The following is a 25623-nucleotide window of genomic DNA, read 5'->3' as shown; positions in this document are numbered from 1 at the left end:
CCGTCGCAAAATTGCTCTGGTGCCCATCTGTCACCATAGTGCGACTCGCGACCAGCTTCAGGATTGCGCTCCCCATGACCCAGAAATCTACTATCGTCGCCCTGCTCGCCGACGCGGGTGTTGTCGTCAACGGCCCCGATCCGTGGGACATGCAGGTTCACGACGAGCGATTGTGGAACCGCTTTCTCGCCGAGGGCACGCTGGGCATGGGCGAGGCCTACATGGATGGCTGGTGGGATTGCGCCGACGTCGCCGAGTTCTTCAACCGCGTCATCACCAAGACCGTCGACAAGAACTTCAAGCCGTCGATGAACCTGATCTGGCAGACCGTGCAGGCGCGGCTGTTCAACATGCAGACCATCACCCGTTCGCGCCGCGTCGCCGCCATGCATTACAACGAGACCGATGCCTATCGTGCCTCGCTGGATGATCGCATGACCGGCTCCTGCGGCTACTGGCCGGAGGGCGTGCTCAACGTCAACCAGGCACAGGAAGCCAAGCTCGACATGGTCTGCCGCAAGATCGGCGTCAAGCCGGGGCAGAAGGTCTGGGACATTGGCTGCGGCTGGGGCGCCTTCATGGGCTTTGCCGCCGAAAAATACGGCGCCGATTGCGTCGGCGTCACCGTCTCGCCCGACCAGGCCGCCTATGGCCGCGAGCGCTACAAGGACATGAAGGTCGAATTCCAGGTCAAGGACTACCGCGAATTCGCCGGCAAGGTGGACCACGTGGTCTCGATGGGCATGTTCGAGCATGTCGGCTACAAAAACTACCGTGCCTATTTCGAGGCCGCCCGCCGCGCCATTTCCGACGACGGCCTGTTCATGATGCACACGGTGGGCTCGGCCCACACCACCAGCACCATCGATCCATGGCTGGAGAAGTACATCTTCCCGGGCGGCGTCATCCCCTCCATGGCCCAGATCGGCACCGCCATCGATGGCCTCTTCGCCACCGTGGACGTGCACAATATCGGCCCGCACTACGACAAGACGCTGATGGCCTGGTCGGAGAACTTTGCCGCCAAATGGCCAAAGAACCGCGACGCCCAGGGCGAACGCTTCTACCGCATGTGGCAGTATTACCTGCTGTGCTGCGCCGGCGGCTTCCGTTCACGGGCCCTACAGGTCTGGCAGTTCGTGCTTTCGCCCAAGGGCGTGCCCGAGGGCTATGTGACCCAGCGGTAGGCCTTCAGCCGAGCTTGTTGGTGCCGGACGCCGCCGCCATTTGCTTGGCATATGCCTGGACCATCATCGCCACCTGCGCCGCGCTATACCCGAGATCGCCTCTGGTCGTGGCGGTCTTGAGCTGCGCCATGCCTATCTGGCCGCGTATTTGGTCGTACGGATTTGCAACGCCCTTGGAAATCTCGGCGGGCCCAATGGCGTTGTCCAGTGCAAGGGCGGCCGTAAGGATTGCCTTGCGACTCGCCGATGTCAGCGCGGCGTCTTTTTCGTCGACCTTTTCTTGGACCGCATGCGTACCGGTGATGATCTCGCGATCGCCATTACGCTGATAGGCGCGCGACACCTCCACCTGCTTGGTGCCGGTCTGGGCCATTCTGGTGCCGATCTGGACCTGTTCGAGGCCGGTGCCGTTGAGCTCGAAGGTTCCGGCCGTCAAGCCGAGTGCTCCCAGGGGGCTCAAAAGCGAGTCGGTAAGCGTCAGGGACTCCGACTTCTCGGTTTCCAATTTCAACTGGCCGCCGTCCATCTTGGCCTGTAGCCCGGGCAGGCCATCCAAAATCTTGGTCAGGGTGCTGGCAAATTCGCCCTCGGCCCCCCCATAGGTATATTTGGTGGTCGACGATCCAGAGGTGACGCTAATGGTCCGGCCGGTGCCGAACGAAATCGACGTCGAAGCACCGCTGCCGACCCGAACCTGGAAGGTGGCGCCTATGTCGATCCCAGCTTGACCAGCTTCCCGAAAGCTCGACAGCAACCTGGTGCCGTCGGCGACGCTTTTGGCGGCTTGGCGTCCCTCGTAAACGGGCACCTCCGTCATGATCGCTTCAGTCTCATAGGTAATCAGCGTCTTGTACTTCGGCACCTTCATGATGTTGTCTACGTACTTCACGCCGCCGCTTTGGGATTGCTGCGCAAACTTGGCTTTCGCCAGCGCGTCGTTGAGCATCTTCAACCCGGCAAACGTGCCCGACTGCCGGGCTTGCTGCGTTGCGGTGATTTGGGCGCTGGCCATTTCCGAACGGTCCTTAACTTTGTGTAAGCAGATTGCCCGAATCGTCCCTAAAATTCGTTAACGCATCTCAACTATTTGACCGGGAGCCGATCACGCCAATCTTGATGGTGCAGATTCATCGCCCTTAAACGGCTGGGGCTTAGTCTGGCGGCCGATACTCGCGGAGCCGCACCATGACCGTCCCAGCCCTGTCCGTTTCGGGCCTGTCGAAAACCTTCGACCGCAAGGTGGTCAACGATCTCGCTCTCGAAGTTCGGGCCGGCGAATTCTATGCCCTGCTCGGCCCCAATGGTGCCGGCAAGACCACCATCCTGCGCATGGTCGCGGGCCTGCTGCAGCCCGACGAGGGCGCCATCTCGATTTTTGGCATCGACGCCCGGCGCGACCCGCTCGCCGCCAAGCGCGTCACCGCCTGGGTCTCGGACGAACCCATGGTGTATGACCGCCTGACGCCGCTGGAATATCTGGAATTCGTCGCCGGCCTCTGGCAGATCGATGCCCGGACCGCGCAGGCCAAAGCCCACGAACTGATCGGCTGGCTCGGCCTCGGCCCGCACGCCAATGAGCTGTGCGGCAGCTTTTCCAAGGGCATGTTGCAGAAGGTCGCGCTGGCTGGTGCGCTGGTGCACGATCCCAAATTGATCATCCTCGACGAGCCGCTGACCGGGCTCGACGCCGGCTCGGCTCGGCAGGTCAAGGACGTGTTGCTCGGCAAGGTGCGCGATGGTGTCACGGTCATCATGACCACCCACATTCTCGAAGTCGCCGAACGCATGGCCGAGCGCATCGGCGTCATCACCCATGGCCGCCTCATCGCCGAGGGCACGCTGACGGAACTGCGCTCGCGCATCGGCCGCGGCCAGACCAGCCTCGAGGAAATCTTCCTCGATCTGGTGGCGCAGGACAATGCGGAGCCCGCCGCCGCATGAACGCAGCGCCCGCCTCACTGAGCTGGTTCGCCCGCCACGAAATCAACCTCGCCTGGCGCGAGGGCGTCGCCATGATGACCGGTGGCCGCCGCACCCGTGGCATCGTGCTGGCCGTGGTGCTCGGCGTGATCTATGCGCTGCTGCACCTGATAGCCTACACGATCCTGGCCCCCTGGGTGGCTCAGGGCATCATGCCTGACAAACCGACCCTGGTGCTGCTCACCGGCGGCGGCCTGCTGTTCTGGTCGGTGATGCTGAGCCAGGCACTGGAATCGGTGACGCGCGTCTACTACGCTCGCTCGGACTTGGACCTGATCCTGTCCTCCCCCGCCTCCTCGCGCCGCCTGTTTGCCGTGCGCACATCGGCCGTGGCGCTCTCGACCGTGGTGCTGTCCTGCCTGCTCGCCAGCCCGCTGATCGACATGCTGGTCCTGCTCGACGGCCCCAAATGGCTGGCCGCCTATGGCACGCTTGCGGCGCTCGGCGCGCTCTCCGCAGCCATTGCGGTGGCCATCACCATCACCCTGTTCCGCACTGTCGGCCCCAAGCGCACGCGCCTGATTGCCCAGATCGTCGCCGCACTGGTGGGCGCCGGCTTCGTCATCGGCATCCAGGCCGCCGCCATTCTCTATTACGGCAGCTTTTCACGGTTTTCGCTGTTCGAGTCCGAGGCGGTTATCGCTGCCTCTCCCGGCGTCGATAATCCGCTCTGGCTCCCGGCCCGCGCCGGTATGGGAGACGTTACTGCCCTCGCCATTGTCGCCCTGCTGGGCTTTGGCGCATTGGCCCTGACTATAGCCGCGACCGCCTCCAGCTATGGCCGCCACGCCATTTCAGCCACCGGCCTGTCGCACATCCGCAACCAGCGCAAGCCGGCTGCCCAGCCCTTCCGCACCCGCTCGCAACGCGCGGTGTTGCGCGCCAAGGAGTGGCGGCTGCTGCAACGCGACCCCTGGCTGCTGTCGCAAACGCTGATGCAGATGCTCTACCTGCTGCCGCCGGCCCTGATGCTGTGGATCAATTACGGCGACCGCGCCGGCGCCTACGTGGTGGTGGTGCCGGTGCTGGTCATGGCCGCAGGGCAATTGGCGGGCGGGTTGGCCTGGCTCGCCATTTCGGGCGAAGACGCGCACGATCTGGTGGCGACTTCCCCGGTCGCGCCCCGCGCCGTGCTCACCGCCAAGATCGAGGCCGTGCTGGTCATCATCGCTTTTGTGCTGGCGCCGTTGCTACTTATGTTGGCGCTCTCTTCCCCCCAGATGGCGCTGGTGACGGCGGCCTGCGCCGCGATCTCGGCCAGTTCCGCCACCGCGATCCAGCTCTGGTTCCGCGTCCCGGCGAAACGCTCGATGTTCCGCCGCCGCCAGGTGGCCTCCCGCGCTGCCACCCTGACCGAGGCTTTCGCCTCGATCCTGTGGGCAGGCACCGGCGCCGTCTGGGCGGCGGGGTCGTGGCTCGCCGTGGGCTGCGCTATCCTGGCGCTCGGCGTGGTCGGACTGGCGCGGCTTCTGGCGCCGCGCAGAGGTTAGCCGAGGCGCATTTCGCCAGTGAGACGCTCGCGGCCCGGCGCCGCCACCACGGTCAGCACCAGTGCAGCCACCGGGAACAGGCCCCCGATCCAACCCAGATCATTGACGCTGGCATTCTGCAACACCAGCCCGCCGACGAACGAGCCGGCCGCAATGCCCAGATACAGCGCCGACGCGTTCAGCGACAACACCAGCGGCGCATTGGTGGGCGACAGGCCGAGCAGATGGCTCGACTGCGGCGGCAGGAACGCCCAGGCCACAAAGCCCCAGACGAAGATCAGCGCGAAGAATACCGGCCCAACCATCGCCACCGGCAGATGCGCCACGCCGGAAATTCCGAACATCAGCGCCGCCGACAGCACAATCGCCCCGATAATCGTCTGGCGCGACCCGAGCCGGTCCGACAATTGCCCGCCCGCCACATTGCCGATTGCCGCGCCGATACCGAAGGATAATAGCACCGCCGGCACCAAAGCCGCCGGCAGCCCAATTGACTTGGTGGTCAGCGCCGCGATGTAGATAATGACCGTAAAGCCGCCCGTCATGTAGAGCCACGTCGTCAGCAGCGCCACTGGAACACCCGGAATGCCGATAGCCGCGATACGCTGCCGCAAGGGCAAATGTGCGCCGCGCAGCCCAGCCGGCAACAGCAGCCAGATCGAACCAGCCGCAATCACCCCGAACGCTGCCACCATCACATAAGCACCGCGCCAGCCCACCAATCCGCCGATAAGCGCCCCCAGTGGCGCGCCGAATGCGACCGCCATCGTGGTCCCGCCGACGATGACCGAAATCGCCCGCGCCCGGTGATCAACCGACGAAATGGCGACTCCGGTGGCCTGTGCCGTCGCGGTATAGAGGCCCGCCGAAAACGCCATCAGCACGCGCGCCGCCATCAGGTCGAAATAGCCATGCGAGAGGCTGGCCCAAAGCGCGCCAACCGAAAACACCAGCGCCGCCAGCGTCAGCGTCCGCCGCCGGTCGGCCGTCCCGGTCAGCGCCGCCAGCACCGGCGCGCCGAACGCATTGGCCAGCGCGAAGGCGATCACCAGATAGCCCGCCTGCGTCAACGTCACGCCAGTGGAATCCGCGATTTGCGGCAAGAGGCTCGAAATAGCGAAGCTCTCGACGCCAATGGCGAAGGTGCCGACCGCCAGCCAGATCAGACGGATATCCATGAGGAAACCTCTTTGTTCAAAATTCATTGAACAATTGGACCTCGGGCTCGGCCCTGTCAAGGTGAAGTTCAAAAGTCTTTGAACATTGAAAGCAAGGCAGCGATGCGCTATGTGATGGTCATGACCTATCTTCCGCATCCCGATATCGAGCAGATCGCCTTTGCCAATGTGCTGACCGCGTTGGGCGATGAGACGCGCCTCGCCATCATCGGCTACCTCGCCCGCAACGAGGAAAACGCCATGACCTGTGGGCAATTTCTCGATCTCGGCTCCAAGACTTCGCTGAGCTATCACCTTGCCAAGCTGCGCGAGGCCGGCGTCGTGCATGTGCGCCCCGAAGGCACAAGGCGGCTGGTGACCCTGCGCCGCGACGATCTCGACGCGCGCTTTCCCGGCTTCCTCGATTCCATTATCGCCACCTGCCGCGACCTGCCGTTCTTCCTGCGCGAGGGCGGCACGCTGCTCGATCGCGACACCGCCAGCGCCGCCGATCTGGCCAGGCACTCCTGAGACGGCCGGGCTGTTCTGGCGGCCAGTTCGCCGCTAGAACGGGCGCAGTCTCCTCCTTCGGATTCCCGCCATGCCCGACCTGACCTTCCGCGACGCCAACGCCGCCGACATCCCAATCATGCTGACGCTGAGCCATGCGGGCGACGCGCGCGGCCCCGATACGCCGCCGCTCGATCCCGCCACCTTCACCGATCCGCGCACTCTGGCGGCCTTTGCCGCCATCGAGGCCGATCCGGCGCACCGCTTGATTGTCGCCGAGTGCAACGGCGAGGTTGTCGGGACGCTACAGATCAGTTTCCTGCCCGGCCTGCCGGCGTTCGGCATGAAGCGCGGCGTGCTGGAAAACGTCCATGTCCGCTCAGACCAGCGCGGCTCCGGCCTTGGCACCGTCATGGTGCAATGGGCCATCGAGCGCTGTCGCGATGCGGGTTGCGGCCTGCTGCAACTCACCTCCAACAAGATCCGCCTCGACGCCCACCGCTTCTACCGCAAACTCGGCTTCGAGCAGTCGCACGAGGGCTTCAAGCTCAAGCTTTGACCCCAACGCTTCCGCGTACTCTGTGTCACCCCGGCGCAGGCCAGGGTAACACAGAGTTGGTGGAACTACCCCTCAGCTATGCCCCGCAACCTCATGCGGTACATAAGACGCTTCCAGCGCCGCCACATCCTCGGCCTTCAACCTCACCCCAAGCGCCGCCACCGCGTCCGTCAAATGCTGCGGCTTGGTCGCGCCCACGATCGGCGCCGTCACCCCATCCTTCTGCAGCAGCCAGGCCAGCGCCACCTGCGCCCGCGGCACGCCCAGCTTTTGCGCCACCTGCGCCACGGCCTCCACCACCTTGCGGTCGGCCGCCTCGGTCTCGGTATACATGCGCGTGATCATGTTATCTGTGCCGCTGCGCTTGCTGGCTTCATCCCAGTCTCGCGTCAGCTTGCCACGCGCCAGCGGGCTCCACGGGATAACCCCCACGCCCTCGGCCCGGCACAACGGCAGCATTTCGCGCTCCTCTTCGCGATACATCAGGTTGAGATGGTCCTGCATGGTGACGAACCGCGCCCAACCATTGGCCTTTTGCAGATACAGCGCCTTGGCGAATTGCCAGGCGAACATCGAGGACGCGCCGATATAGCGGGCCTTGCCCGCCTTAACCACATCATGCAGCGCCTCCAGGGTTTCCTCGATCGGCACCGCCGGATCCCAACGGTGAATCTGGTACAAGTCCACATAATCGGTGCCGAGCCGGCGCAGGCTATTGTCGATCTCGGCCATGATCGCACGGCGCGATAGCCCTGCCCCGTTCGGCCCCGGCCGCATCCGTCCATGCACCTTGGTGGCGATGACCACCTCGTCGCGCTTGGCGAAATCCTTGAGCGCCCGCCCAACGATTTCCTCGCTGGTGCCCTCCGAATAGACGTTGGCGGTGTCGAAGAAATTGATCCCCGCCTCCAGTGCCTGCTTGATGAATGGCCGGCTGGTCTCCTCGTCCAGCGTCCACTCGTGATTGCCCCGCGTAGCGTCGCCATAACTCATGCAGCCCAGGCAAATGCGCGACACTTCCAGCCCGGTCGTTCCAAGGCGGCGATAGTCCATGGTGAGTCTCCAGCGATAGGGGGATGGCCCAGCCTACGCCCGCTTCCAAGGGGCGGTCAAACCACCAGGAACCAGGGGCGCCGGGTTTTCGTTATTTCTGGCATTGAACCATTTGGGTCCGGGTGCCATCTGTAAACGGCCGCCGGACTTTGATAAAATGATTGCCCGAGCATTGGCAGGAGCGCCTCCCAATGGCTGATACCGATACCAAGAACCGCACCCAGACTGTCCTCAAGACGGCCAAGCCGCCGCTCTACAAGGTCATCCTGGTCAACGACGATTTCACCCCGCGCGACTTCGTCGTCCGCATTCTCAAGGCCGAATTCCGCGTACCCGAGGCCCAGGCCCTCGGCATCATGCTGACCGCCCACACCAAGGGGTCCTGCGTGGTCGCCGTGTTCACCAAGGAAATCGCCGAAGAAAAATCCACCCGCGCCACCGAAATCGCCCGCGACAAGGGCTATCCGCTGCTGTTCACCAGCGAGCCGGAAGAATAGCTCGCGGCAGACAGATCGTCAGCTGAATGGCGATTGGTCTTAATTCAGCAACCCGTGCCGGATCACCTCGGCCACCGTATGCACACGATTTCTGGTGCCCAGCTTGTCGGCGACATTGTCCACATGCTGGTTGACGGTGCGTGGCGACATGCCCAGTTGCAGCGCAATTTCCTGCGACGTCAGCCCGTCGGCCGAGAGGCGGATGACTTCCTTTTCGCGTGGCGTCAGCGGCTCCGTCGCGGCGCGGCTAACGCCGGCCCGGAACGAGCGCGCCTGCGCGAACAGGCTATAGACGACCAGTTGCAACGCGGTCTTCTGCCCATCTGTCAGCGGCGGATTGCCAGAAAAGCCACCCAGCCCGATGACGGAGCCATCGAAGCTGACCGGCACAAGCACCAGTTCCACGATATCGACCCGTCGCGCGAAGGACAACAGGCGGCTTTCCGCATCGAAACGGCTGCCGTCGAAGGTCTGCACGCCGCCTTCCGCCAGCAGCGCGGCCAACTCGCTCCGATTGGTGCGCAGCCCCGTGGCGACATAGTCCTGCAGCCAGCCTTCGCGCTGCGGATTGCTGTCCAGGATATGCAGCGCCGATTTCAGGTCGGTGGCGTATTCGATCACGAAGCCGCTGCGAAACCCCAGGGACGCGCTGATCTCGGCCAGCACACCGATGATGTCGGTGTCCGTTCGGGACTTGCGAATGCGGTCGAGAACTCGCTCCACCAAAGCTAGCACTGTTTCCCCCCTCGTCCGAAACCGTACCGAGGATTCTGCGATGCCAAAACCTAGCAGGTTATCCGGCTTTGTCATCGTTCCTCGTGAAAAACCTCATCGTAAAATTTCGCGATGGTATTTTCTACGCTGGCCTTTTTCACGATGACAGTTTTTCCAGCGTCATTCCTCACAATTTTCAGGCGACTCAATACGTTGTATTGTTTCTATGGTGAGCGGGAGCAGCATTGGGGCAGGCCCGGTTCTCACCGGGAATGCGGCACGGAATGACGATTTTCGATATTGCACTTAACCACGAACTTGAGCGCGTCCAGGCGCGCAATCCCTACAAGCTATCGCCGCGCGAACTCCAGGTCGCCAGCCTTATCGGCCAGGGGCTGACCAGTCGCGAAGCCGGCGAAAAGCTGTCGATCAGCTACAAGACGGTTGAAACCCACCGCGCCCACATCATGACTAAAGTCGGGGCTCGCAACGGCGCTCACCTGGCCTACATTATCGGCACGCTGGCCCGGACACAGTTCGCCCGGCCCGACATCGTCTATATTGAAGATTTCCGTGATGCCTTCGGGCGCACCGCACAGAGCGCCGCCAACGACAGCGCGCAGGGCGTCGTCTTCGCCAAATAGGCTACAGATTCGGAACGTCCTGCGTCCACCAGGCCTGTTCTGACAGGGGGAGAGAGGTTGCAATCCGGTTCGCCGGCCTGCATTCCCAAACGTCTCTCCCCCCATTCTCTCAGTTTCCCAATACCTTGTAGCGAATATGGGTCGCCAGCGGCCCGTCGTTGACGCGCAGCTTTTCCAGCCTGATGCCGTCGGGCAGCTCATCGAACAGCCGCACGCCTCCACCCAGCAGATAGGGCGCAATATGCACGTTGATCTCGTCGCACAGTCCCGCCGCCAGTGCCTGCTTGCCCGGCGAAGCGCCGCCCAGCTTAATTTCCTTGCCATCGGCCACCCCGCGCGCCTGCTCGATCGCGCGGGCAATGCCATCGGTGACGAAGGTCAGGTTCGAGGGCCCCTTGGGAAAATCCCGCGGCGGATTGTGGGTCAGCACGAATACCGGCACCCCGTTGATCGGATGCCGCCCACCCCAGCCATCGGTGATGTCATAGGTCCGGCGCCCGAAAATGAACGCGCCCGACTCTGCGAACATCGCGTCCACCTCATCGCGATTGGCGCCCGGCGCCGGCTTGAACAGCGGTGACTTCACCTCTTCGGTGCCGCTCGTGTACCAGTCGAAAATCGCCATGCCGCCGTGCTGGCCCAGCGGATAGGCCTTGCCGTCATTGGGGCCGGCGACGTAGCCGTCCAGCGACATGGTCATATCGATAACGACTTTGCTCATCGGAAATCTCCTCGCGGGATATTCCATAATGACGCGGAGGCTATGATCGATCCGACGGTGCAGCCGAAATATCGCCGGCCGTTGCGCACGCCGACGCCGAACATGCCTGCAATTTCATTTGCTTATCTGCCTTCATTGCGGCAGCGTCGCGCATCGCCAGCCCGGAGACGACGATGTTGCGCCTTGCCTCACTGACGCTTGCCCTGTTTGCCGTTCTCGCCGCCGCACCCGCAGCCTTCGCGCAGTCCGAAGAGGACGTCATGGCTAGCATCGAGAATATCCACGGCGATTCAGAAGGCTTTTTCGAGCTGTTCGGCCTGTTGCAGGATGCCATGATGTTCGGCGATCCGACCACAATCGCCGCCAATGTCACCTACCCCATCACCATCGCCGCCAATGGCGAAAGCTATGAGGTGGCGTCCGAGCAGGACATGCTCGACAATTTCGACACGCTGATCTCCACCAACGCGCAGGAAGCCATCCGCACCCAGGACGTGGCCGACCTGATCGTCACCAGCGAGGGCGTCGGCTTCGGCGATGGCCAGGTCTGGGTGTCCAATATCTGCGCCGACGATAGCTGCACCGAGACTCATTGGGGCATCACCGCAATCAACAACTGATCGCGGCGACGCCAAGCCTAGCTCGCGCGCGCTTCCCTGCGCGGGCTCAATTGCGCCACGAGCCGGTCAATGGTCACGTTCCAGCCCTCGCGCATGCCCGTCTGCAGCCATTCGCGAACCCGCTGCTCGCTCAAATGGTCAGGGAACTGCACCTGCAAATCCATCTCGGTGCCGCCTCCGGCCGGCTTGAACCGCAGCGTCACCAGCGGGCCTTCATCGAGATTGTCGAGGTCGATCGGCGGCCAGCCATCCTCGGCGCCCCAGCTGAACACCAGCTTTTCGCCCGGCACGATCTCGCGATAGACGCCACCGGTGAAATATTGCTTGTCGGCATTTTCCACCATCTGCTGGCGCCACACACCCCCAACCCGCAGATCGACCACAGTCGGCGCCGTCACCGGCATGCCAGGATTGAAGAACCAGTCCAGACAGGCCGGATCGGTCCACGCCTGGAACACCATGCTCGGCGGCGCGTCGAACTGGCGCTTGAGCGTAAAGCCCCGGTCGAATTTGTACGTCGCGGTCATTCTTCCTCTCCTGTTTCCGGTTTGCCGTCCGTGGCCGCCTTTGCCGCCATCATGGTCTTGAGTTGCGCATCGAGCCGATCGAGCCGGTCGCCGAAAAAGACGCGATACTGGCCCATCCAGTCATCGGCCGCCTCCAGCGGCGCGACCTCCAGCCGGCAGGGCCGGAACTGCGCCGACCGCTCCTTGACCACCAGCCCCGCCGCCTCCAGCACCTTGAGATGCCGCGACACCGAGGGCAGCGTCATGCTGAACGGCTCGGCCAGCTCATTGACCGTTGCCGCGCCATGCGTCAGCCGCGCCAGGATCGCCCGCCGCGTCGGATCGGCCAGTGCCGCAAAGGTCGCACTCAACGCGTCAGCCATATTTACACAATCTGCTAATTACGTATATTGCTAAATACAGCCCTCGCGTTTGCGTGTCAACCTTGCCCCGACCTCAGCCCGAGGTTGTGTGGACAGTTGCGTGAGGACGTGGCGAAAATGGTGGTTTTCGAGAACCGGAGCGCAGCGTACCTTGGTACGTGAGCACCGGAAGCGCAGAAAAGCGCCATTTGCAGCCCGGCATCACCAACTGACCGCATGACCTAGAACCCAATGGTCCAGCGCTTGTACTGCGTGGGCGTCCGGCCCATCACTGCCTTGAAATCGCTATTGAAATGCGCCTGGCTGCTATAGCCCAGGTCATAGGCAATGCCGATCCAGTCCGGTTTGTCGCTATCGCGGATCAACGCCGCCGCCGTCAGCAGCCGGTTGCGCTGCAACAGCCACTTGAGCCCGATGCCCAGATAGTCGCGGAACAATTGCTGCACCCAGCGCTCGCTTTTGCCAAACGCCTCCGCCACGGACGCCACCGTCTGCAACCCCTCATCCGTCTCGATCGCCGCGATGATCTGGTTCACCAGCTCGATATTGGCATCGGCCTGCGGCCGCTTGCTGCGCACCAGCTCGACCAGCGCATCCATCGCCGCCTGGTCCTCCATCCCCGAGACCTGTGTAACGTAGGCTGCATCCGCATCGGGGAAGACTTGACTCAAATCGACAATCTTTTCCTGCAAATCCGCCAGCGCCCCACCGCCCCAGAACGCATGGAACGCCCCCGGCCGAAACCGTGCACCCACGATCCGCCCCTGCCCCTCCGCCAGATAGGTCCGCCGCCCGCGAAACGTCCCCTGGATGCCCGCCTCCGCCACGGAAACGAACACGTCGACATAGGGCCGATGCATCACCTCTTCCGAACCATAAGGGTCCAGCGGCGCGTCCCAGCGCACGATCCAGAAATGCTCGATGAACGGCGCCAGATCCTCTGGTGGCAACCGCGTGATGAACTCCACATGGCGCTCGAACCCCGCCGGATCAAGCCGCCCGCGCGGCTCATAATCGTCTGCGGGTTTTTGAAATACTTCAACCATGCCAACGCCCATTGTGGGTTCATCAACAAGCTTAGACAAGGAACACGAAAATGACGAACACCAACTTTCTGCGCGGCATGGCCACGGTGAACTTCTGGGCCGACGACGTCGCCGCCGCCCGCGATTGGTATGCAAAACTCTTCGGCGTCGAGGCCTATTTCCAGATGCCCAATGCCGAACACCCCGCCTATGTCGAGTTCCGCATCGGCGACTATGAGCATGAATTCGGCATCATCGACCGCAATTACGCGCCCTCCGCGATGCAGCCCGGCCCCGGCGGCGCCATCGTGCTCTGGCAGGTCGACGACATCCACGCCGCCCTCGAACGCCTCCTGGCCGCCGGCGCCACCGAATACGATCCCGTCACCCCACGCGGCACCACCGGCTTCATCACGGCCTCGGTCATCGACCCCTTCGGCAATGTCCTGGGCATCATGTACAACCCGCATTATGTGCAGATTCTCGCCAAGCTGACGGCATAGCGCGGCCTGAAATACGGACGGGCCGCCTGCCGGCGCCCGTCCCTCTCCATCCTAAACCCTCGCGAATGAGCGTCGATATGCCCCCGGCGTCACCCCAATCGTGCGCAGAAACGCCCTGCGCATGCGGATCATGTCGCCAAAGCCCGCCCGCTGCGCCACGCGCTGCATGGGAATGGTTGGATCGTCGAGGAGGCGGCCGGCCTCTTCCAGCCGCGCCCGCTCCACAAACTCCGCAGGTGTCATCCCCGCATCTAGCCGAAAGGTCCGCGCGAACGTGCGGCTGCTCATCCCTGCCTTTTCGGATAGCGCGGCGACGCTGAGATCCTCCGCCAGATTGGCCAGGATGTAGTCCTGCACCGCCTTGATCGGCGCCTTCTGCGCGGCCTGGGCAAGCAGATGCGTGCTGAATTGGGATTGCCCTCCTGGACGTTTGAGAAATACCACCAGTTGGCGGGCAACCTTCAATGCCACCTCAAGCCCAGTGTCCTGTTCCACCAGGGCCAAGGCCAGGTCGATGCCCGCGGTCACCCCTGCGGAGGTCCAGGCCGCTCCATCCGCAACAAAAATCCTGTCGGGCTCAAGCTTGACCTTGGGATAACGCCGCGCGAATTCGCTCGCTTGCGACCAATGCGTGGTGGCCCGAAAGCCGTCCAGCAACCCAGTCTCCGCCAGAACCGTGGCGCCCGAACATACCGAACCATAGCGGTTTGTGGTCTCGGCGGTCTTCCTGACCCAATCCAAAATATCATCGGCAACAGGCTGCAACCGCTCTGATGGGCTGCCCGCGATGAGTAACGTATCGACCGGCGCGATGGGGTCGTGAATGGAGCGGTCAGCAACGATCATCAGTCCCGAGGACCCCGCTATTGGTCCCCGGGATGAGCTGACCACCTCGATCGTATAATACGTCGAGCCAAGTTGCCGGTTGGCCTCCGCAAACACGTCGCTCGGCCCAACGACATCCAGCAGTTGCACTCCCGGCAGCGCCAGGATGGCAATATGCATCATCGCGCCCCTTCGAGACGCCAGAGGCGGCCGCCGACCACCAGGTGGAGTGTGCGAATGAGCAGCACGCTGACCGATACGGCCACAACGACGAACAACAGCACCGACATGCGCATCAGGAAAGCGCCACCCACCGCCTCGGCATAGCGAAAGCTGGCAATCGACAGCGCCGCCAGCGGAAAGCTGATCGCCCACCAGGCAATGCCGAAGCTGTTTTCCACTCGGAAGACCACGGGAGCGAGCACCAGCATGAGGAACCAGCCGAAATACAGCAAGACGGCTGCGAGCATGTCGATTTCGTTGAGATTTGTATAGGCCAGGAAACCCACGGCAAACGGCGCGACCAGCATTATCAGCATCGGGCGGCTGGCCGGCGGCAGGCTTTCGAAATGTCGCAGGCGCTGGAAAATCAGAACCACGAGCACCAGCGCCATGACGGCGCCAACCGCAAAGGCAAACAAGACGACCTCATGCGCCCACCCGAACGGCATGAAGGCCCCAGTCACCGGAATATCGAGTGTCGCAACCCCCGGCAGGATCAGCGGCGGCAGCGTCGTCTCGCCCTTTTGCGGCGCGGTCAGGAATTTCTGCACGGCGCCATAGGAGATGACGAAGGTCAGCAGCGTCCCGAAAATCCACACACCTTCGCCGACGATGGCATTGTGCGGGAAAATGAATGCCGAAAGCAGCAGCAGGCTGATGGCGATCGTCCCGAAGAAATTGCCCATGACGGGATGGTGGAATTCCGCATGCACGGCCGCCGGATGTCGCACCAGCTTGGCCACATAGCTTACGGCTAGAGCGATAAAGATCGCCACGCCCGCCCAGCCGAAAATCTCGCCAGGTAGCGCCGGGATGGCCAACAGACTGGCAGCTTCCCGCCAGGCCAGCGACAGGCCGGTAACGCCCATCACCGAGGCGAAAAGATTGATCGGCAACTGGCGGATGGAATGGCGACTGGGGATGCGAGGGGGCCGCTTGGTAGCGGCAGCATTGGTGGTCATGAGCAATTTCTGGGCTGATGATGCGTTGAGCGCCCGATTGACCACACCAAAGTGTTGGCCGAAACCGTGCACTTGGCACAGAAGCTGCCAAATGGCGATCAGCAACGGCCACCAACGCTTGACGATGCATCGCGGCCATCCGCGCGCTACACTGCGCCAAACACCACGCGAGTCCCCCATGCCGAACTTCCGCCTCGACCACGTCTCCATGCTCGTCCACGACATTGCCGTTAGTACGCAATTCTATGTCGACGTGTTCGGCTGGCCTATCGTGCGCACCAGCGGCGATCCGGTGACCGGACAATGGCTGGGCATTGGCGGCAGCGACACGCTGCATCTCAACCAGGGGGACATGAGCACCACCACGGTAACCAAGGAAAATCACCTGGCCGTCCGCATCGACGAATTCGATACCTTCCTCGCCCGCCTCACCAGCATCGGCGTCACCTATTACGACTGGGTCAACACCCCCAATACCATCGGTCACCACCCGGCGGGCTTCCGGCAGGTCTACATCCAGGACCCTAATGGCTATTGGATCGAGATCAACGACCACGCGCAGAACTGATCCAAGGCAATTGTGGGGACCGGCAGGTTTTGCCGCACCGCGATGGTTCGCCCCCTTCCCTTCCCCGCCTTGTTCGGTTAGACAGCCCTCTTAACCACCACGCCCAAGCCTGACCCAAGCGCCGCAGCGCCCTGTTGCCGCGCGCGTCTGGCCGGGCGGTTAAATTGGCGCGCGATTCTCCCCTCGCAGCGCCACCACCACGAGCCGAGCGAGCCCGAGCCATGCCAAAGCGTACCGACATCAAATCGATCCTCATCATTGGCGCCGGGCCTATCATCATCGGGCAGGCCTGCGAGTTCGACTATTCCGGCACCCAGGCGTGCAAGGCGCTCAAGGAAGAGGGCTACCGGATCATTCTGGTGAACTCCAATCCGGCCACCATCATGACCGATCCGGACCTGGCCGATGCCACCTATATGGAGCCGATCACCCCCGAAGTGGTCGCCAAGATCATCGAAAAGGAACGCCCCGACGCCCTGCTCCCCACCATGGGCGGCCAGACGGCGCTGAACTGCGCGCTCAGCCTGCGCAAAATGGGCATTCTGGAAAAATACAATGTCGAGATGATCGGCGCCGATGCCGAAGCCATCGACAAGGCCGAGGACCGCGAGCTGTTCCGCGACGCCATGAAGAAGATCGGGCTGGAAACGCCCCGCTCCATGCTGGCGCACAACACCATCGAGGCCCTGCAGGCGCTCGAAGTCATCGGCCTGCCCTGCATCATCCGCCCGTCGTTCACCCTGGGCGGCACCGGCGGCGGCATTGCCTATAACCGCGAGGAATACCTCGCCATCGTCGAGAGCGGCGTCGATGCTTCCCCGACCAATGAAGTGCTGGTCGAGGAAAGCGTGCTCGGCTGGAAAGAATACGAGATGGAAGTTGTCCGCGACACCAAGGACAACTGCATCATCATCTGCTCGATCGAGAATATCGACCCGATGGGCGTCCATACCGGCGACAGCATCACCGTCGCTCCGGCCCTGACGCTGACCGACAAGGAATACCAGATCATGCGCGACGCCAGCATCGCTGTGCTCCGCGAGATCGGCGTCGAAACCGGCGGCTCTAACGTGCAATTCGGTATCAACCCTGCCGATGGCCGCATGGTCGTCATCGAGATGAACCCGCGCGTCTCGCGCTCCTCCGCGCTGGCGTCGAAGGCCACCGGCTTCCCCATCGCCAAGGTCGCGGCACGCCTCGCCGTCGGCTACACGCTGGACGAATTGGACAATGACATCACCGGCGGCATGACCCCGGCATCGTTCGAGCCCTCCATCGACTATGTCGTGGTGAAAATCCCGCGCTTCGCCTTCGAAAAATTCCCTGGCGCTGACAACCGCCTGACCACGTCGATGAAGTCCGTCGGCGAAGCCATGGCCATCGGCCGCACCTATCAGGAAGCCCTGCAGAAGGCGCTCCGCTCGCTCGAAACCGGCCTCACCGGTCTCAACGAAATCGGCATTCCGGGCTTGGGCGAAGGCGATGACGAAAACGCCATCCGCGCCGCTATCGGTACCCCGACGCCGGACCGTCTGCTGCACGTTGCCGAAGCCATGCGCATGGGCATGAGCCTTGAGGACATCCACGAGGCCTGCAAGATCGACCCGTGGTTCCTCGAGCAGATGAAGGGCATCGTCGATACCGAAGCCAAGGTGCGCGCACTGGGCCTGCCCGACAACGCCGCTGCCCTGCGCGGCCTCAAGGCCATGGGCTTTTCCGATCGGCGCCTCGCCGAATTGGCGAACCTCACCGCCGCCGATGTGCGCAAGCTGCGCTGGTCGCTCAAGGTGCGCCCGGTCTATAAGCGCATCGATACCTCGGCCGCCGAGTTCGCCTCCCCGACCGCCTATATGTACTCGACCTACGAGCAGCCCTTTGCGGGCACCGTGGCCGATGAAGCCCGCCCGTCCGACCGCAAGAAAGTGGTCATCCTCGGCGGCGGTCCCAACCGCATCGGCCAGGGCATCGAGTTCGATTATTGCTGTTGCCATGCCGCCTTCGCCCTGAGCGACGCCGGCTACGAAACCATCATGGTCAACTGCAATCCCGAAACCGTTTCGACCGACTACGACACCTCCGATCGCCTCTATTTCGAGCCGCTGACCGAGGAAGACGTCATCGAAATCCTCGAAACCGAAAAGCAAAACGGCACCCTGCACGGCGTCATCGTCCAGTTCGGCGGCCAGACCCCTCTGAACCTGGCCGAAGCCGTGCAAAAAGCCGGCGTGCCGATCCTGGGCACCCAGCCAGACTCGATCGATCTGGCCGAAGACCGCGACCTGTTCAGCAAGCTCATCAACCGCCTCGAACTGCGCCAGCCCAAGAACGGTATCGCCTACTCGCTCGAGCAGGCTCGCCTCGTCGCCGAACGCCTGGGCTATCCGCTGGTCATCCGCCCGTCCTACGTGCTGGGCGGCCGCGCCATGGCCATCGCCCACAGCCCGGCCGATTTCGAGCGCTACGTCCAGAATACCCTGACCGGCCTCGTACCGCCCGATATCCTGATGCGCTACCCCAATGACAAGACCGGCCAGATCAACTCGGTCCTGTCCGACAATCCCCTGCTGTTCGACGGCTACCTCTCCGACGCCATCGAAATCGACGTCGATTGCCTCTGCGACGGCAAGGACGTCTTCGTCTGCGGCATCATGGAGCACATCGAGGAAGCCGGCATCCATTCGGGCGATAGCGCCTGCTCGCTCCCCCCGCAGAGCCTCAGCCCCGAGATCATCGCCGAACTCAAGCGCCAGACCACCGAACTCGCCTTCGCGCTCAAGGTCGGTGGCCTGATGAACGTGCAATATGCGCTCAAGGACGGCGTCATCTACCTGCTCGAAGTCAATCCGCGCGCCAGCCGCACCGTGCCCTTCGTCGCCAAGGTCATCGGCGAGCCCATCGCCAAGATCGCCAGCCGCATCATGGCCGGCGAAACCCTGGCCAGCTTCGGCCTCGTGGAAAAGACCTTCAAGCACATCGCCGTCAAGGAAGCCGTGTTCCCGTTCAACCGCTTCCCCGGCGTCGATACGGTCCTGGGGCCGGAAATGAAGTCGACCGGCGAAGTCATCGGCCTCGATTTCGATTTCGCCATGGCCTTCGCCAAGTCGCAGATGGGCGCCGGCTCCAAGGTTCCCGCCGCCGGCGTGGCCTTCGTCTCCGTCCGCGATGCCGACAAGGCCCATATCGTGGATTCGATGCGCCACCTCGTCGCCGCCGGCTTCACCATCATCGCCACCAGCGGCACGCAGAAATATCTGGTCGAGAACGGCGTTCCCGCCACCAAGATCAACAAGGTACTCGAAGGCCGCCCGCATATCGTCGACTCGATGAAGAATGGCGGCGTACAGCTGGTGATCAACACCACCGACGGCGCCAAGTCGATCAGCGACAGCCGCGACATCCGCCGCACCGCCCTGATGGGCCGCATCCCCTATTACACCACCATCCCCGGCGCCATCGCCGCGGTCGCGGGCATCATCGCCTTCCAGCAGGGCAACCTGACGGTCCGTCCATTGCAGGATTATTTCGCCGCATGAGCGAGATCGATCCGCTCAGCGCATTGTTCGGTCTGGTCGGCGGCACTGCCCTCGGCCTGACCGGCATTGCAGTCGGACCAGTGATCACGCCATTCTTTCTCCTGCTCTATATTGGCTTCAAGGTCTCCGGCAACTGAGCCCCTCCTCACCTCGCCCCTCCGGGAAGAGGTCGACGCTCTTGGGTCGGGTGAGGGGCCTTTACCGGTTAGGTGCATGCAATGCCCTTCACCTTTCCGCTGCGGTTGACACCAAAACCGCGCTGCGTATGATCGCCCCACCATGATGATGACCCGCTCGATCAAGTTCGCCGTGTTCCTCCGCGCTTAGGCGCGACCGAACACACCATGAGCCGCGCCCTGCGCCGGCTTATCCTGCCGTTCGCCGAACGGCTTCGCGAACTTGCGAGCAATCATGCCCAATTCTTCTCCCGCGCTCTCGCTGGCGCAGATCGATCACTTCATCACCGATGGCTTCGTGCGCATCGATAATGCGTTTTCCCGCGAACTGGCCGAGGCCGGCCGGGCCATCCTCTGGGCCGATACCGGCTGCGATCCGCACGATCCCAGCACCTGGACCAAACCCGTTATCCGGCTCAATCAATATGGCCAGCCGCCCTTCCGCGACGCCGCCAATACACCCGTCCTACGTGCCGCATTCGACCAGCTTGTCGGCCCCGACCGCTGGTTGCCGCGCGGCACGCTGGGCACGTTTCCAGTGCGCTTCCCCTCACCCGATGATCCCGGCGATGCCGGCTGGCACATCGATGTCAGCTTCGGCCTCGAAAACCCGGATTTCATGGCGTGGCGTGCCAATGTTGCCTCGCGCGACCGGGCCCTGCTGATGCTGTTCCTGTTCTCCGACGTCGGCGACGAGGACGCCCCCACTCGCATCCGTGTTGGCTCCCATCTCGATATCGCGCGCCAACTGGCACCCGCCGGCGATGCGGGACTATCCTTGCGCGAACTCGCCGCCAACGGCTTTGCCGAAACAGCGCACTGCCTTGAAGTCCTGGCCACCGGCCCTGCCGGCACGGTCTATCTATGCCATCCGTTCCTGGTTCACGCAGCCCAGCCGCACCATGGAACCACCCCACGCTTCATGGCCCAGCCGCCCCTGACGCCTGCGCAGCCGCTATCGCTCAACCGCCCCGACGGCGACTATTCGCCCGTCGAAGCGGCCATCCGATTTGCACTACCGACCACCTGATAACCACAACCCCGAGCACGCTTCCCTCCCCTTGTGGGGAGGGATTGAGCGTGGGGGCTGTTCGCGAACGCCGCCTAATGCGCCTCAAAAAACGCCGCCACATGGGCCAGCGCGGCGTCGACCGCGCCGTCATCCACATCCAGATGCGTCACCCAGCGCTGCTGGCCGTAGCTGCCGTTGATCCGCACACCGCGCGCGTTCAGATATTCGGTGAACCGGCCTTCGACCTGCTCGTCCATGCCGACGAAAATGATATTGGTGTCCGGCATCGTCACCGTGAGGGCCGAAAACTGCGCCAGCCCATCGGCCAGCTTTTTCGCCAGCGCATGATCTTCCGCCAACCGCTTCACATTGTGGTCCAGCGCATAGAGCCCCGCCGCCGCCAGAATGCCGGCCTGCCGCAGGCCGCCACCCAGCATCTTGCGATTGCGATTGGCCTTGTCGATCAACACCCGCGGCCCGACCAGCACTGAGCCAACCGGCGCCCCCAACCCCTTGGACAGGCAGATCGACACCGTATCGAACGGCGCGGTGAACTCAGCGATATCGACGCCCAGTTTCACGCAAGCATTGAACGCCCGCGCGCCGTCGAGATGAAAGCCCAAGCCATGCTTGCGCGCCAATTCCCCCGCTGCGCGCATATAGTCGAGCGGCAGGACCTTGCCGCCCAGCGTGTTCTCCAGCGCCAGCAAGCGCGTCGGCGCGAAATGCAGGTCGCTGTCGTCGTGGATCACCGCCTCGATCTTATCGAGCCGCATGGTGCCGTCGCTTTCATGCTCGATCGGCTGCGGCTGGATCGACCCCAGCACCGCCGCATTGCCGCGCTCGAAGGCATAGCAATGCGCGTTCTGGTCGGCGATGAACGCATCGCCGCGCCCGCAATGGCTCATTAGCGCCAACAGGTTCGACATCGTCCCCGAAGGCACGAACAGCGCCGCCTCCTTGTCCAACAGCTCGGCCATTCGCGCCTGCAGCCGATTGACTGTCGGATCGTCGCCATAAACGTCGTCGCCCACCTCCGCCGCCGCCATCGCAGCGCGCATGCCGGCGCTGGGAGCGGTCACGGTATCGGAGCGGAAATCGTAAATGGCGTTGCTCATATGGTCTCTCCAAACAATCCGTCGGGCTTGCGCGCCACGATCAACATCCCGGTTATCGGCGCGCCAGCGTCCTGCCGCAGAATGGCCCGCTCGAACCGCAGGATTTGCAGCCCGGCATCATCCAGCGCCTGCCGTGTCGCCACCACCCCATGGGCATAGCGCAGCGACGGGCGCAGGAATACCGCCTCCTCGCCATCGTGGGCCTCCAGCGAAAACGCCAGCAGCCCACCCGCGGTCATGATCGGCACCACGGCTTCCAGCACCGGCGGCAGCGCCCCACAATAGATGAACACATCGGCGGCCGTCACCAGATCGGCCTGCGCCACCCGCCGCCCGAGATACTCAACCAGTTCGGCCTTTTCCAGCCGGTCGTAAATGCCCTTGCGCGCCGTCTCGGCAACCATGGCCGCCGACAGGTCCACGCCCTCCAGCAGGTCCGTCCGGCCCCGCAGCCGCACGCCCATCAACCCGGTGCCGCATCCGAGATCCAGCGCATCGGCGAACCGCGACAGCCCCAGTTCCGCCATCGCATCGACCAGCAATCCGTCGAGCAGATCGGGCACCTGATAGCCCAGCCGGTCCACCAGTGCCGCCTCGAACTTGGGCGCATATTGATCGAACAGCGCTTCGACATAACTGACCGCAGTGCCGGCGTCGGCGCTCGATGCACCATGCGCCGCCAGCTTCAGCCGCGCACCGAATTCGCCATCGTCATCCAGCGCTTCCAGATGTCGCCACGCCGACAGCGCATGGGCGATATTGCCGGCCCGCTCATGATAGCCGCCCAGCAGGTCCCAGCCAGCCGCCCAGTTCGGGGCCAATTCCAGCGCCTGCGCCATGACTTCGCCGGCGGCACCGAAATCCCCGTCTGCTGCATAGCTCTTGGCGTAATCGGCACGGCGATCGGCGATCACATCGCCCGAACTATAGGAAGTTTTGCGCAAGTGCTGGCCCCAGCGGTCCGGCTGATCGCCGGAAGCAGCGGATTGCCGCAAAGCCGCGCCAATTGCAACGGGAATGAACAATCTATTTGTCACTGCGACATTGGTGTCAGTGCATTTGCTCGCACGCTGGGATAATGTGGCCGTGTTCATGCCGTTGCCATCTATGGCGGCTATGGATGCAACGCCCTGGGCGCAGTTAGTTTCCCGCTTCGCCTGGACCCCGCGCGTCGGCGCCGGCCCCTTCTCGGGTCTGGTGTCTATATTTGACGAGATCGGTTCGCGCCCTGGTTGACCCCCGAGTCAGCCGGGTGTTTTGTCATATGTTAAGACATATTGAACACGGCTTTTTTTCGGGTTAGGCTGCGCTATCGAATATTGCGGCCGACCGATCTGTTTATGCGAACACCATTCGCGCCTGCTGACGTCACTTTCCGATATTTCGATATCAACCAAGTCACGGTCATTGTGACCGGGACTGCTTAGATCAGCGACTGCACGAGGGAACGCGCATCATGGCAACCGGCACCGTAAAGTGGTTCAACGGCCAAAAGGGGTTTGGCTTCATTCAACCTGACGAAGGCGGGGCGGACGTGTTCGTCCACATCTCCGCGGTTCAGCGTTCGGGCCTCAACGGGCTCGACGAAGGCCAGAAGGTCACCTACGAAATCGTCAAGGACAAGCGCACCGGCAAATCGGCAGCGGACAATCTGGTCGCTTCGTAAACCGACCACACATTGACGGAGAAGGCGCGGTTGGGAGGCCGCGCCTTTTTCGTTTCTGGAACAAGGCCCGGCCGGCCTCCTGCGTCTCTCCGACGACACTGGCAGCATTCATGCCCACGGGATCGGCCTCCACTCTGGATAACCTGTCGGTGTTTCTCGAATAGCTGGCCCTGCGGCAAAACGCGCCCCGCGCGCTGGCCTTTTGCGGCGAACATCCCTAAAGCTTGCAACCGCATGTGGAGAGCCCTATCTCCCAACCGTACACCGGCTTGACCGCAGCGCGGCAGGCGGGCAGTTTGAGATTATCTTCCCGAAACACTTATCCTGTCGGATGCCGAACGGACCTTGGCAGGAAGAGATATTGTTGCCGTGCCTTTGGAGGCAAATAGAATGGACAAGATCCCGATGACGATTGGGGGCCATCAGGCCCTTACTGTCGAATATCAGCACCGCACCGCCACCGAGCGCCGCCGCATTGTCGAGGCGATCTCCGAAGCGCGCGCGCATGGGGACCTGTCGGAAAACGCCGAATATTCGGCCGCCAAGGAACAGCAGAGCCTCAATGAAGGCCGCATCCAGGAGTTGGAATCGCTGCTGGCGCTGGCCGATATCATCGACGTCACCAAGCTGAGCGGCACCTCCGTCAAGTTCGGCGCGACCGTCACTTACGTCGACGAGGACACCGAGGACGAGAAGACCTATCAGGTCGTCGGCGATAGCGAAGCCAATGCCAGCGAAGGCCGCATCTCGATTTCCTCGCCCATCGCCAAGGCGATGATCGGCAAGTCCGAAGGCGATTCGTTCGAGGTCTCCGCTCCCGGTGGTGCCCGCAGCTACGAAATCATCAAGATACGGTATGTTTAGCGCCCAATAATTGAGCATTTGCTCATATGGGTGTGACATTTCGGTGCATAGCGCCGTCCGCGATGTCGCGGGCAAACACTTGGCCTTGAAACTATGACCCTCGCGCCCTTAATCTAGGGCCGAGGGAGTTTTTCGTGGAAATTCGGAGAGCGTCGATGCACGCGAAAGTCATCATCATCGGGTCCGGCCCTGCCGGCTACACCGCCGCCATCTACGCGGCGCGTGCCATGCTTGAGCCCGTGATGATCCAGGGCATGCAGCCCGGTGGCCAACTCACCATCACCACCGATGTCGAAAACTACCCCGGCTTTGCCGATGTGGTTCAAGGCCCCTGGCTGATGGATCAGATGAAGGCGCAGGCCATTCATGTCGGCACCCGCATGGTCAGCGACCTGATCGTGTCGATCGATTTCGACCGCCGCCCCTTCGTGCTCACCGGGGATAGCGGGGATATCTACACCGCAGATTCCATCATCATCGCCACCGGCGCCCAGGCCAAATGGCTGGGCCTGCCGAGCGAACAGAAGTTTCAGGGCTTTGGCGTTTCCGCCTGCGCCACCTGCGATGGCTTCTTCTATCGCAACAAGGAAGTGGTCGTGGTCGGCGGCGGCAATACGGCGGTCGAGGAAGCGCTGTTCCTCACCAATTTCGCCAGCAAGGTCATCGTCGTGCACCGTCGCGGCGAGTTCCGCGCCGAGCGCATCCTGCAGGATCGCCTGTTCAAGAATCCCAAGATCGAAGTGCGCTGGAACACCGAGGTTGCCGAAATCGGCGGCTCGGCCATGCCGCCATCGGTCAACGCGATCACCCTTCGTGATCTGTCAACCAACCGGACCTATGAGCAGAAGATCGACGGGGTATTCGTCGCCATCGGCCATGTTCCGGCCACATCGATCTTTGCTGGTAAGCTCGACATGAAGGCGGGAGGCTACCTTCAGGTCAAGCCGGGCACCTGTGAAACCAATATCCCGGGCGTTTTCGCCGCCGGTGACGTCACTGACGATATCTATCGTCAGGCCGTCACCGCCGCCGGCATGGGCTGCATGGCAGCCCTCGACGCCGAACGATATCTGGCCGAACATGAGTTAGCCGAGGCAGCGGAGTAGCCTGCCAAGTAAAAAAGAAGGC

The 25623-nt window shown here is 62.9% G+C and carries 28 protein-coding genes; 16 read left to right on the top strand and 12 right to left on the bottom strand.

What is annotated here, in order from left to right:
- Positions 1–74: 74 nt before the first annotated feature.
- Positions 75–1187, top strand: coding sequence for a cyclopropane fatty acyl phospholipid synthase (cfa, locus tag JWR51_RS10910; protein WP_299747284.1), 1113 nt, complete (start codon positions 75–77; stop codon positions 1185–1187).
- A 4-nt stretch (positions 1188–1191) separates the two neighbouring features.
- On the opposite strand, the gene JWR51_RS10905 is transcribed toward cfa, so the two are convergent.
- Positions 1192–2199: a hypothetical protein gene (locus JWR51_RS10905; RefSeq protein WP_299747282.1), complete on the bottom strand. Its 1008-nt coding sequence runs from the start codon at positions 2197–2199 to the stop codon at positions 1192–1194.
- Positions 2200–2372: 173 nt separating this feature from the next.
- Here JWR51_RS10905 and JWR51_RS10900 point away from each other — a divergent pair, with 173 nt between their 5' ends.
- Both JWR51_RS10900 and JWR51_RS10895 read left to right on the top strand, forming a co-directional pair.
- Positions 2373–3128 carry an ABC transporter ATP-binding protein gene (locus JWR51_RS10900; protein ID WP_299747280.1) on the top strand — a complete coding sequence of 252 codons (756 nt, stop codon included), beginning with the start codon at positions 2373–2375 and terminating at the stop codon, positions 3126–3128.
- The gene (locus JWR51_RS10895; RefSeq protein ID WP_299747279.1) at positions 3125–4657 is read left to right on the top strand and encodes a permease; all 1533 of its coding nucleotides are present in this window, start codon (positions 3125–3127) and stop codon (positions 4655–4657) included. The genes JWR51_RS10900 and JWR51_RS10895 overlap by 4 nt, the downstream gene beginning before the upstream one ends.
- On the opposite strand, the gene JWR51_RS10890 is transcribed toward JWR51_RS10895, so the two are convergent.
- Positions 4654–5835, bottom strand: a complete 1182-nt coding sequence (locus tag JWR51_RS10890; protein ID WP_299747277.1) for an MFS transporter — start codon at positions 5833–5835, stop codon at positions 4654–4656. The two genes, JWR51_RS10895 and JWR51_RS10890, sit on opposite strands and share 4 nt — an antisense overlap.
- Positions 5836–5955: 120 nt before the next feature.
- Between JWR51_RS10890 and JWR51_RS10885 the strand changes: the two genes are divergently transcribed.
- The gene (locus JWR51_RS10885; RefSeq protein WP_299747275.1) at positions 5956–6345 is read left to right on the top strand and encodes a helix-turn-helix domain-containing protein; all 390 of its coding nucleotides are present in this window, start codon (positions 5956–5958) and stop codon (positions 6343–6345) included.
- A 70-nt stretch (positions 6346–6415) separates the two neighbouring features.
- Complete coding sequence (locus JWR51_RS10880) at positions 6416–6883, top strand: GNAT family N-acetyltransferase (RefSeq protein WP_299747273.1); 468 nt, start codon at positions 6416–6418, stop codon at positions 6881–6883.
- A gap of 72 nt (positions 6884–6955) precedes the next feature.
- On the opposite strand, the gene JWR51_RS10875 is transcribed toward JWR51_RS10880, so the two are convergent.
- The gene (locus JWR51_RS10875; protein ID WP_299747271.1) at positions 6956–7936 is read right to left on the bottom strand and encodes an aldo/keto reductase; all 981 of its coding nucleotides are present in this window, start codon (positions 7934–7936) and stop codon (positions 6956–6958) included.
- A gap of 191 nt (positions 7937–8127) precedes the next feature.
- On the opposite strand from JWR51_RS10875, the gene clpS reads away from it, so the two are divergent.
- Positions 8128–8433 (top strand): ATP-dependent Clp protease adapter ClpS, encoded by a 306-nt coding sequence (clpS, locus tag JWR51_RS10870; protein ID WP_299747269.1) that lies wholly within the window; start codon positions 8128–8130, stop codon positions 8431–8433.
- A 39-nt stretch (positions 8434–8472) separates the two neighbouring features.
- Here clpS and JWR51_RS10865 read toward each other — a convergent pair whose 3' ends face one another.
- Positions 8473–9243, bottom strand: a complete 771-nt coding sequence (locus JWR51_RS10865) for a LuxR C-terminal-related transcriptional regulator (RefSeq protein WP_299747267.1) — start codon at positions 9241–9243, stop codon at positions 8473–8475.
- A 188-nt stretch (positions 9244–9431) separates the two neighbouring features.
- On the opposite strand from JWR51_RS10865, the gene JWR51_RS10860 reads away from it, so the two are divergent.
- Positions 9432–9791 (top strand): helix-turn-helix transcriptional regulator, encoded by a 360-nt coding sequence (locus JWR51_RS10860; RefSeq protein WP_299747265.1) that lies wholly within the window; start codon positions 9432–9434, stop codon positions 9789–9791.
- Between the two features lie 109 nt (positions 9792–9900).
- Here the strand turns inward: JWR51_RS10860 and JWR51_RS10855 are convergent, their stop codons facing one another.
- The gene (locus JWR51_RS10855) at positions 9901–10512 is read right to left on the bottom strand and encodes a dihydrofolate reductase family protein (RefSeq protein ID WP_299747263.1); all 612 of its coding nucleotides are present in this window, start codon (positions 10510–10512) and stop codon (positions 9901–9903) included.
- Positions 10513–10685: 173 nt separating this feature from the next.
- Between JWR51_RS10855 and JWR51_RS10850 the strand changes: the two genes are divergently transcribed.
- The gene (locus JWR51_RS10850) at positions 10686–11132 is read left to right on the top strand and encodes a hypothetical protein (protein ID WP_299747261.1); all 447 of its coding nucleotides are present in this window, start codon (positions 10686–10688) and stop codon (positions 11130–11132) included.
- A 17-nt stretch (positions 11133–11149) separates the two neighbouring features.
- Here JWR51_RS10850 and JWR51_RS10845 read toward each other — a convergent pair whose 3' ends face one another.
- The 3 genes from JWR51_RS10845 to JWR51_RS10835 all read right to left on the bottom strand — a co-directional run bounded on the left by JWR51_RS10845 (position 11150) and on the right by JWR51_RS10835 (position 13067).
- On the bottom strand, positions 11150–11659 hold the full coding sequence (locus JWR51_RS10845; RefSeq protein WP_299747259.1) for an SRPBCC domain-containing protein: 510 nt from the start codon (positions 11657–11659) through the stop codon (positions 11150–11152).
- Positions 11656–12021, bottom strand: coding sequence for a metalloregulator ArsR/SmtB family transcription factor (locus tag JWR51_RS10840; RefSeq protein ID WP_299747257.1), 366 nt, complete (start codon positions 12019–12021; stop codon positions 11656–11658). The genes JWR51_RS10845 and JWR51_RS10840 overlap by 4 nt, the downstream gene beginning before the upstream one ends.
- A gap of 221 nt (positions 12022–12242) precedes the next feature.
- Positions 12243–13067 carry a helix-turn-helix transcriptional regulator gene (locus JWR51_RS10835; RefSeq protein ID WP_299747255.1) on the bottom strand — a complete coding sequence of 275 codons (825 nt, stop codon included), beginning with the start codon at positions 13065–13067 and terminating at the stop codon, positions 12243–12245.
- A 50-nt stretch (positions 13068–13117) separates the two neighbouring features.
- Here JWR51_RS10835 and JWR51_RS10830 point away from each other — a divergent pair, with 50 nt between their 5' ends.
- The gene (locus JWR51_RS10830) at positions 13118–13549 is read left to right on the top strand and encodes a VOC family protein (RefSeq protein ID WP_299747253.1); all 432 of its coding nucleotides are present in this window, start codon (positions 13118–13120) and stop codon (positions 13547–13549) included.
- A gap of 51 nt (positions 13550–13600) precedes the next feature.
- On the opposite strand, the gene JWR51_RS10825 is transcribed toward JWR51_RS10830, so the two are convergent.
- Complete coding sequence (locus JWR51_RS10825) at positions 13601–14557, bottom strand: GlxA family transcriptional regulator (RefSeq protein ID WP_299747251.1); 957 nt, start codon at positions 14555–14557, stop codon at positions 13601–13603.
- Entirely contained in the window at positions 14554–15558 is a 1005-nt protein-coding gene (locus JWR51_RS10820) for an SLAC1 anion channel family protein (RefSeq protein ID WP_299747249.1), read from the bottom strand. The genes JWR51_RS10825 and JWR51_RS10820 overlap by 4 nt, the downstream gene beginning before the upstream one ends.
- 178 nt (positions 15559–15736) lie before the next feature.
- Here JWR51_RS10820 and JWR51_RS10815 point away from each other — a divergent pair, with 178 nt between their 5' ends.
- From JWR51_RS10815 to JWR51_RS10800, 4 genes are all read left to right on the top strand, one after another.
- On the top strand, positions 15737–16126 hold the full coding sequence (locus JWR51_RS10815) for a VOC family protein (RefSeq protein ID WP_299747247.1): 390 nt from the start codon (positions 15737–15739) through the stop codon (positions 16124–16126).
- A 221-nt stretch (positions 16127–16347) separates the two neighbouring features.
- Positions 16348–19659, top strand: a complete 3312-nt coding sequence (carB, locus tag JWR51_RS10810) for a carbamoyl-phosphate synthase large subunit (protein WP_299747246.1) — start codon at positions 16348–16350, stop codon at positions 19657–19659.
- Entirely contained in the window at positions 19656–19796 is a 141-nt protein-coding gene (locus JWR51_RS10805; RefSeq protein ID WP_299747244.1) for a hypothetical protein, read from the top strand. Before carB ends, JWR51_RS10805 begins: the two co-directional genes overlap by 4 nt.
- 274 nt (positions 19797–20070) lie before the next feature.
- Complete coding sequence (locus JWR51_RS10800; protein WP_299747243.1) at positions 20071–20865, top strand: phytanoyl-CoA dioxygenase family protein; 795 nt, start codon at positions 20071–20073, stop codon at positions 20863–20865.
- Between the two features lie 74 nt (positions 20866–20939).
- Here JWR51_RS10800 and ltaE read toward each other — a convergent pair whose 3' ends face one another.
- Both ltaE and JWR51_RS10790 read right to left on the bottom strand, forming a co-directional pair.
- Positions 20940–21965, bottom strand: a complete 1026-nt coding sequence (gene ltaE / locus JWR51_RS10795) for a low-specificity L-threonine aldolase (RefSeq protein WP_299747241.1) — start codon at positions 21963–21965, stop codon at positions 20940–20942.
- Positions 21962–22990, bottom strand: a complete 1029-nt coding sequence (locus JWR51_RS10790) for a methyltransferase (RefSeq protein ID WP_299747239.1) — start codon at positions 22988–22990, stop codon at positions 21962–21964. The genes ltaE and JWR51_RS10790 overlap by 4 nt, the downstream gene beginning before the upstream one ends.
- Before the next feature lie 431 nt (positions 22991–23421).
- On the opposite strand from JWR51_RS10790, the gene JWR51_RS10785 reads away from it, so the two are divergent.
- The 3 genes from JWR51_RS10785 to trxB all read left to right on the top strand — a co-directional run bounded on the left by JWR51_RS10785 (position 23422) and on the right by trxB (position 25601).
- Entirely contained in the window at positions 23422–23631 is a 210-nt protein-coding gene (locus JWR51_RS10785) for a cold-shock protein (RefSeq protein ID WP_299747237.1), read from the top strand.
- Positions 23632–24021: 390 nt separating this feature from the next.
- Complete coding sequence (gene greA, locus JWR51_RS10780; protein WP_299747235.1) at positions 24022–24495, top strand: transcription elongation factor GreA; 474 nt, start codon at positions 24022–24024, stop codon at positions 24493–24495.
- Between the two features lie 155 nt (positions 24496–24650).
- Positions 24651–25601, top strand: coding sequence for a thioredoxin-disulfide reductase (trxB, locus tag JWR51_RS10775; RefSeq protein ID WP_299747233.1), 951 nt, complete (start codon positions 24651–24653; stop codon positions 25599–25601).
- The last annotated feature ends 22 nt before the right edge of the window (positions 25602–25623 follow it).

The organism is Devosia sp., from assembly GCF_028290625.1.
In the GTDB taxonomy this organism is placed as follows: Bacteria; Pseudomonadota; Alphaproteobacteria; order Rhizobiales; family Devosiaceae; genus Devosia.
The sequence above is the reverse complement of the archived record's forward strand: the minus strand, read 5'-3'. Positions and strand labels throughout refer to the sequence as shown.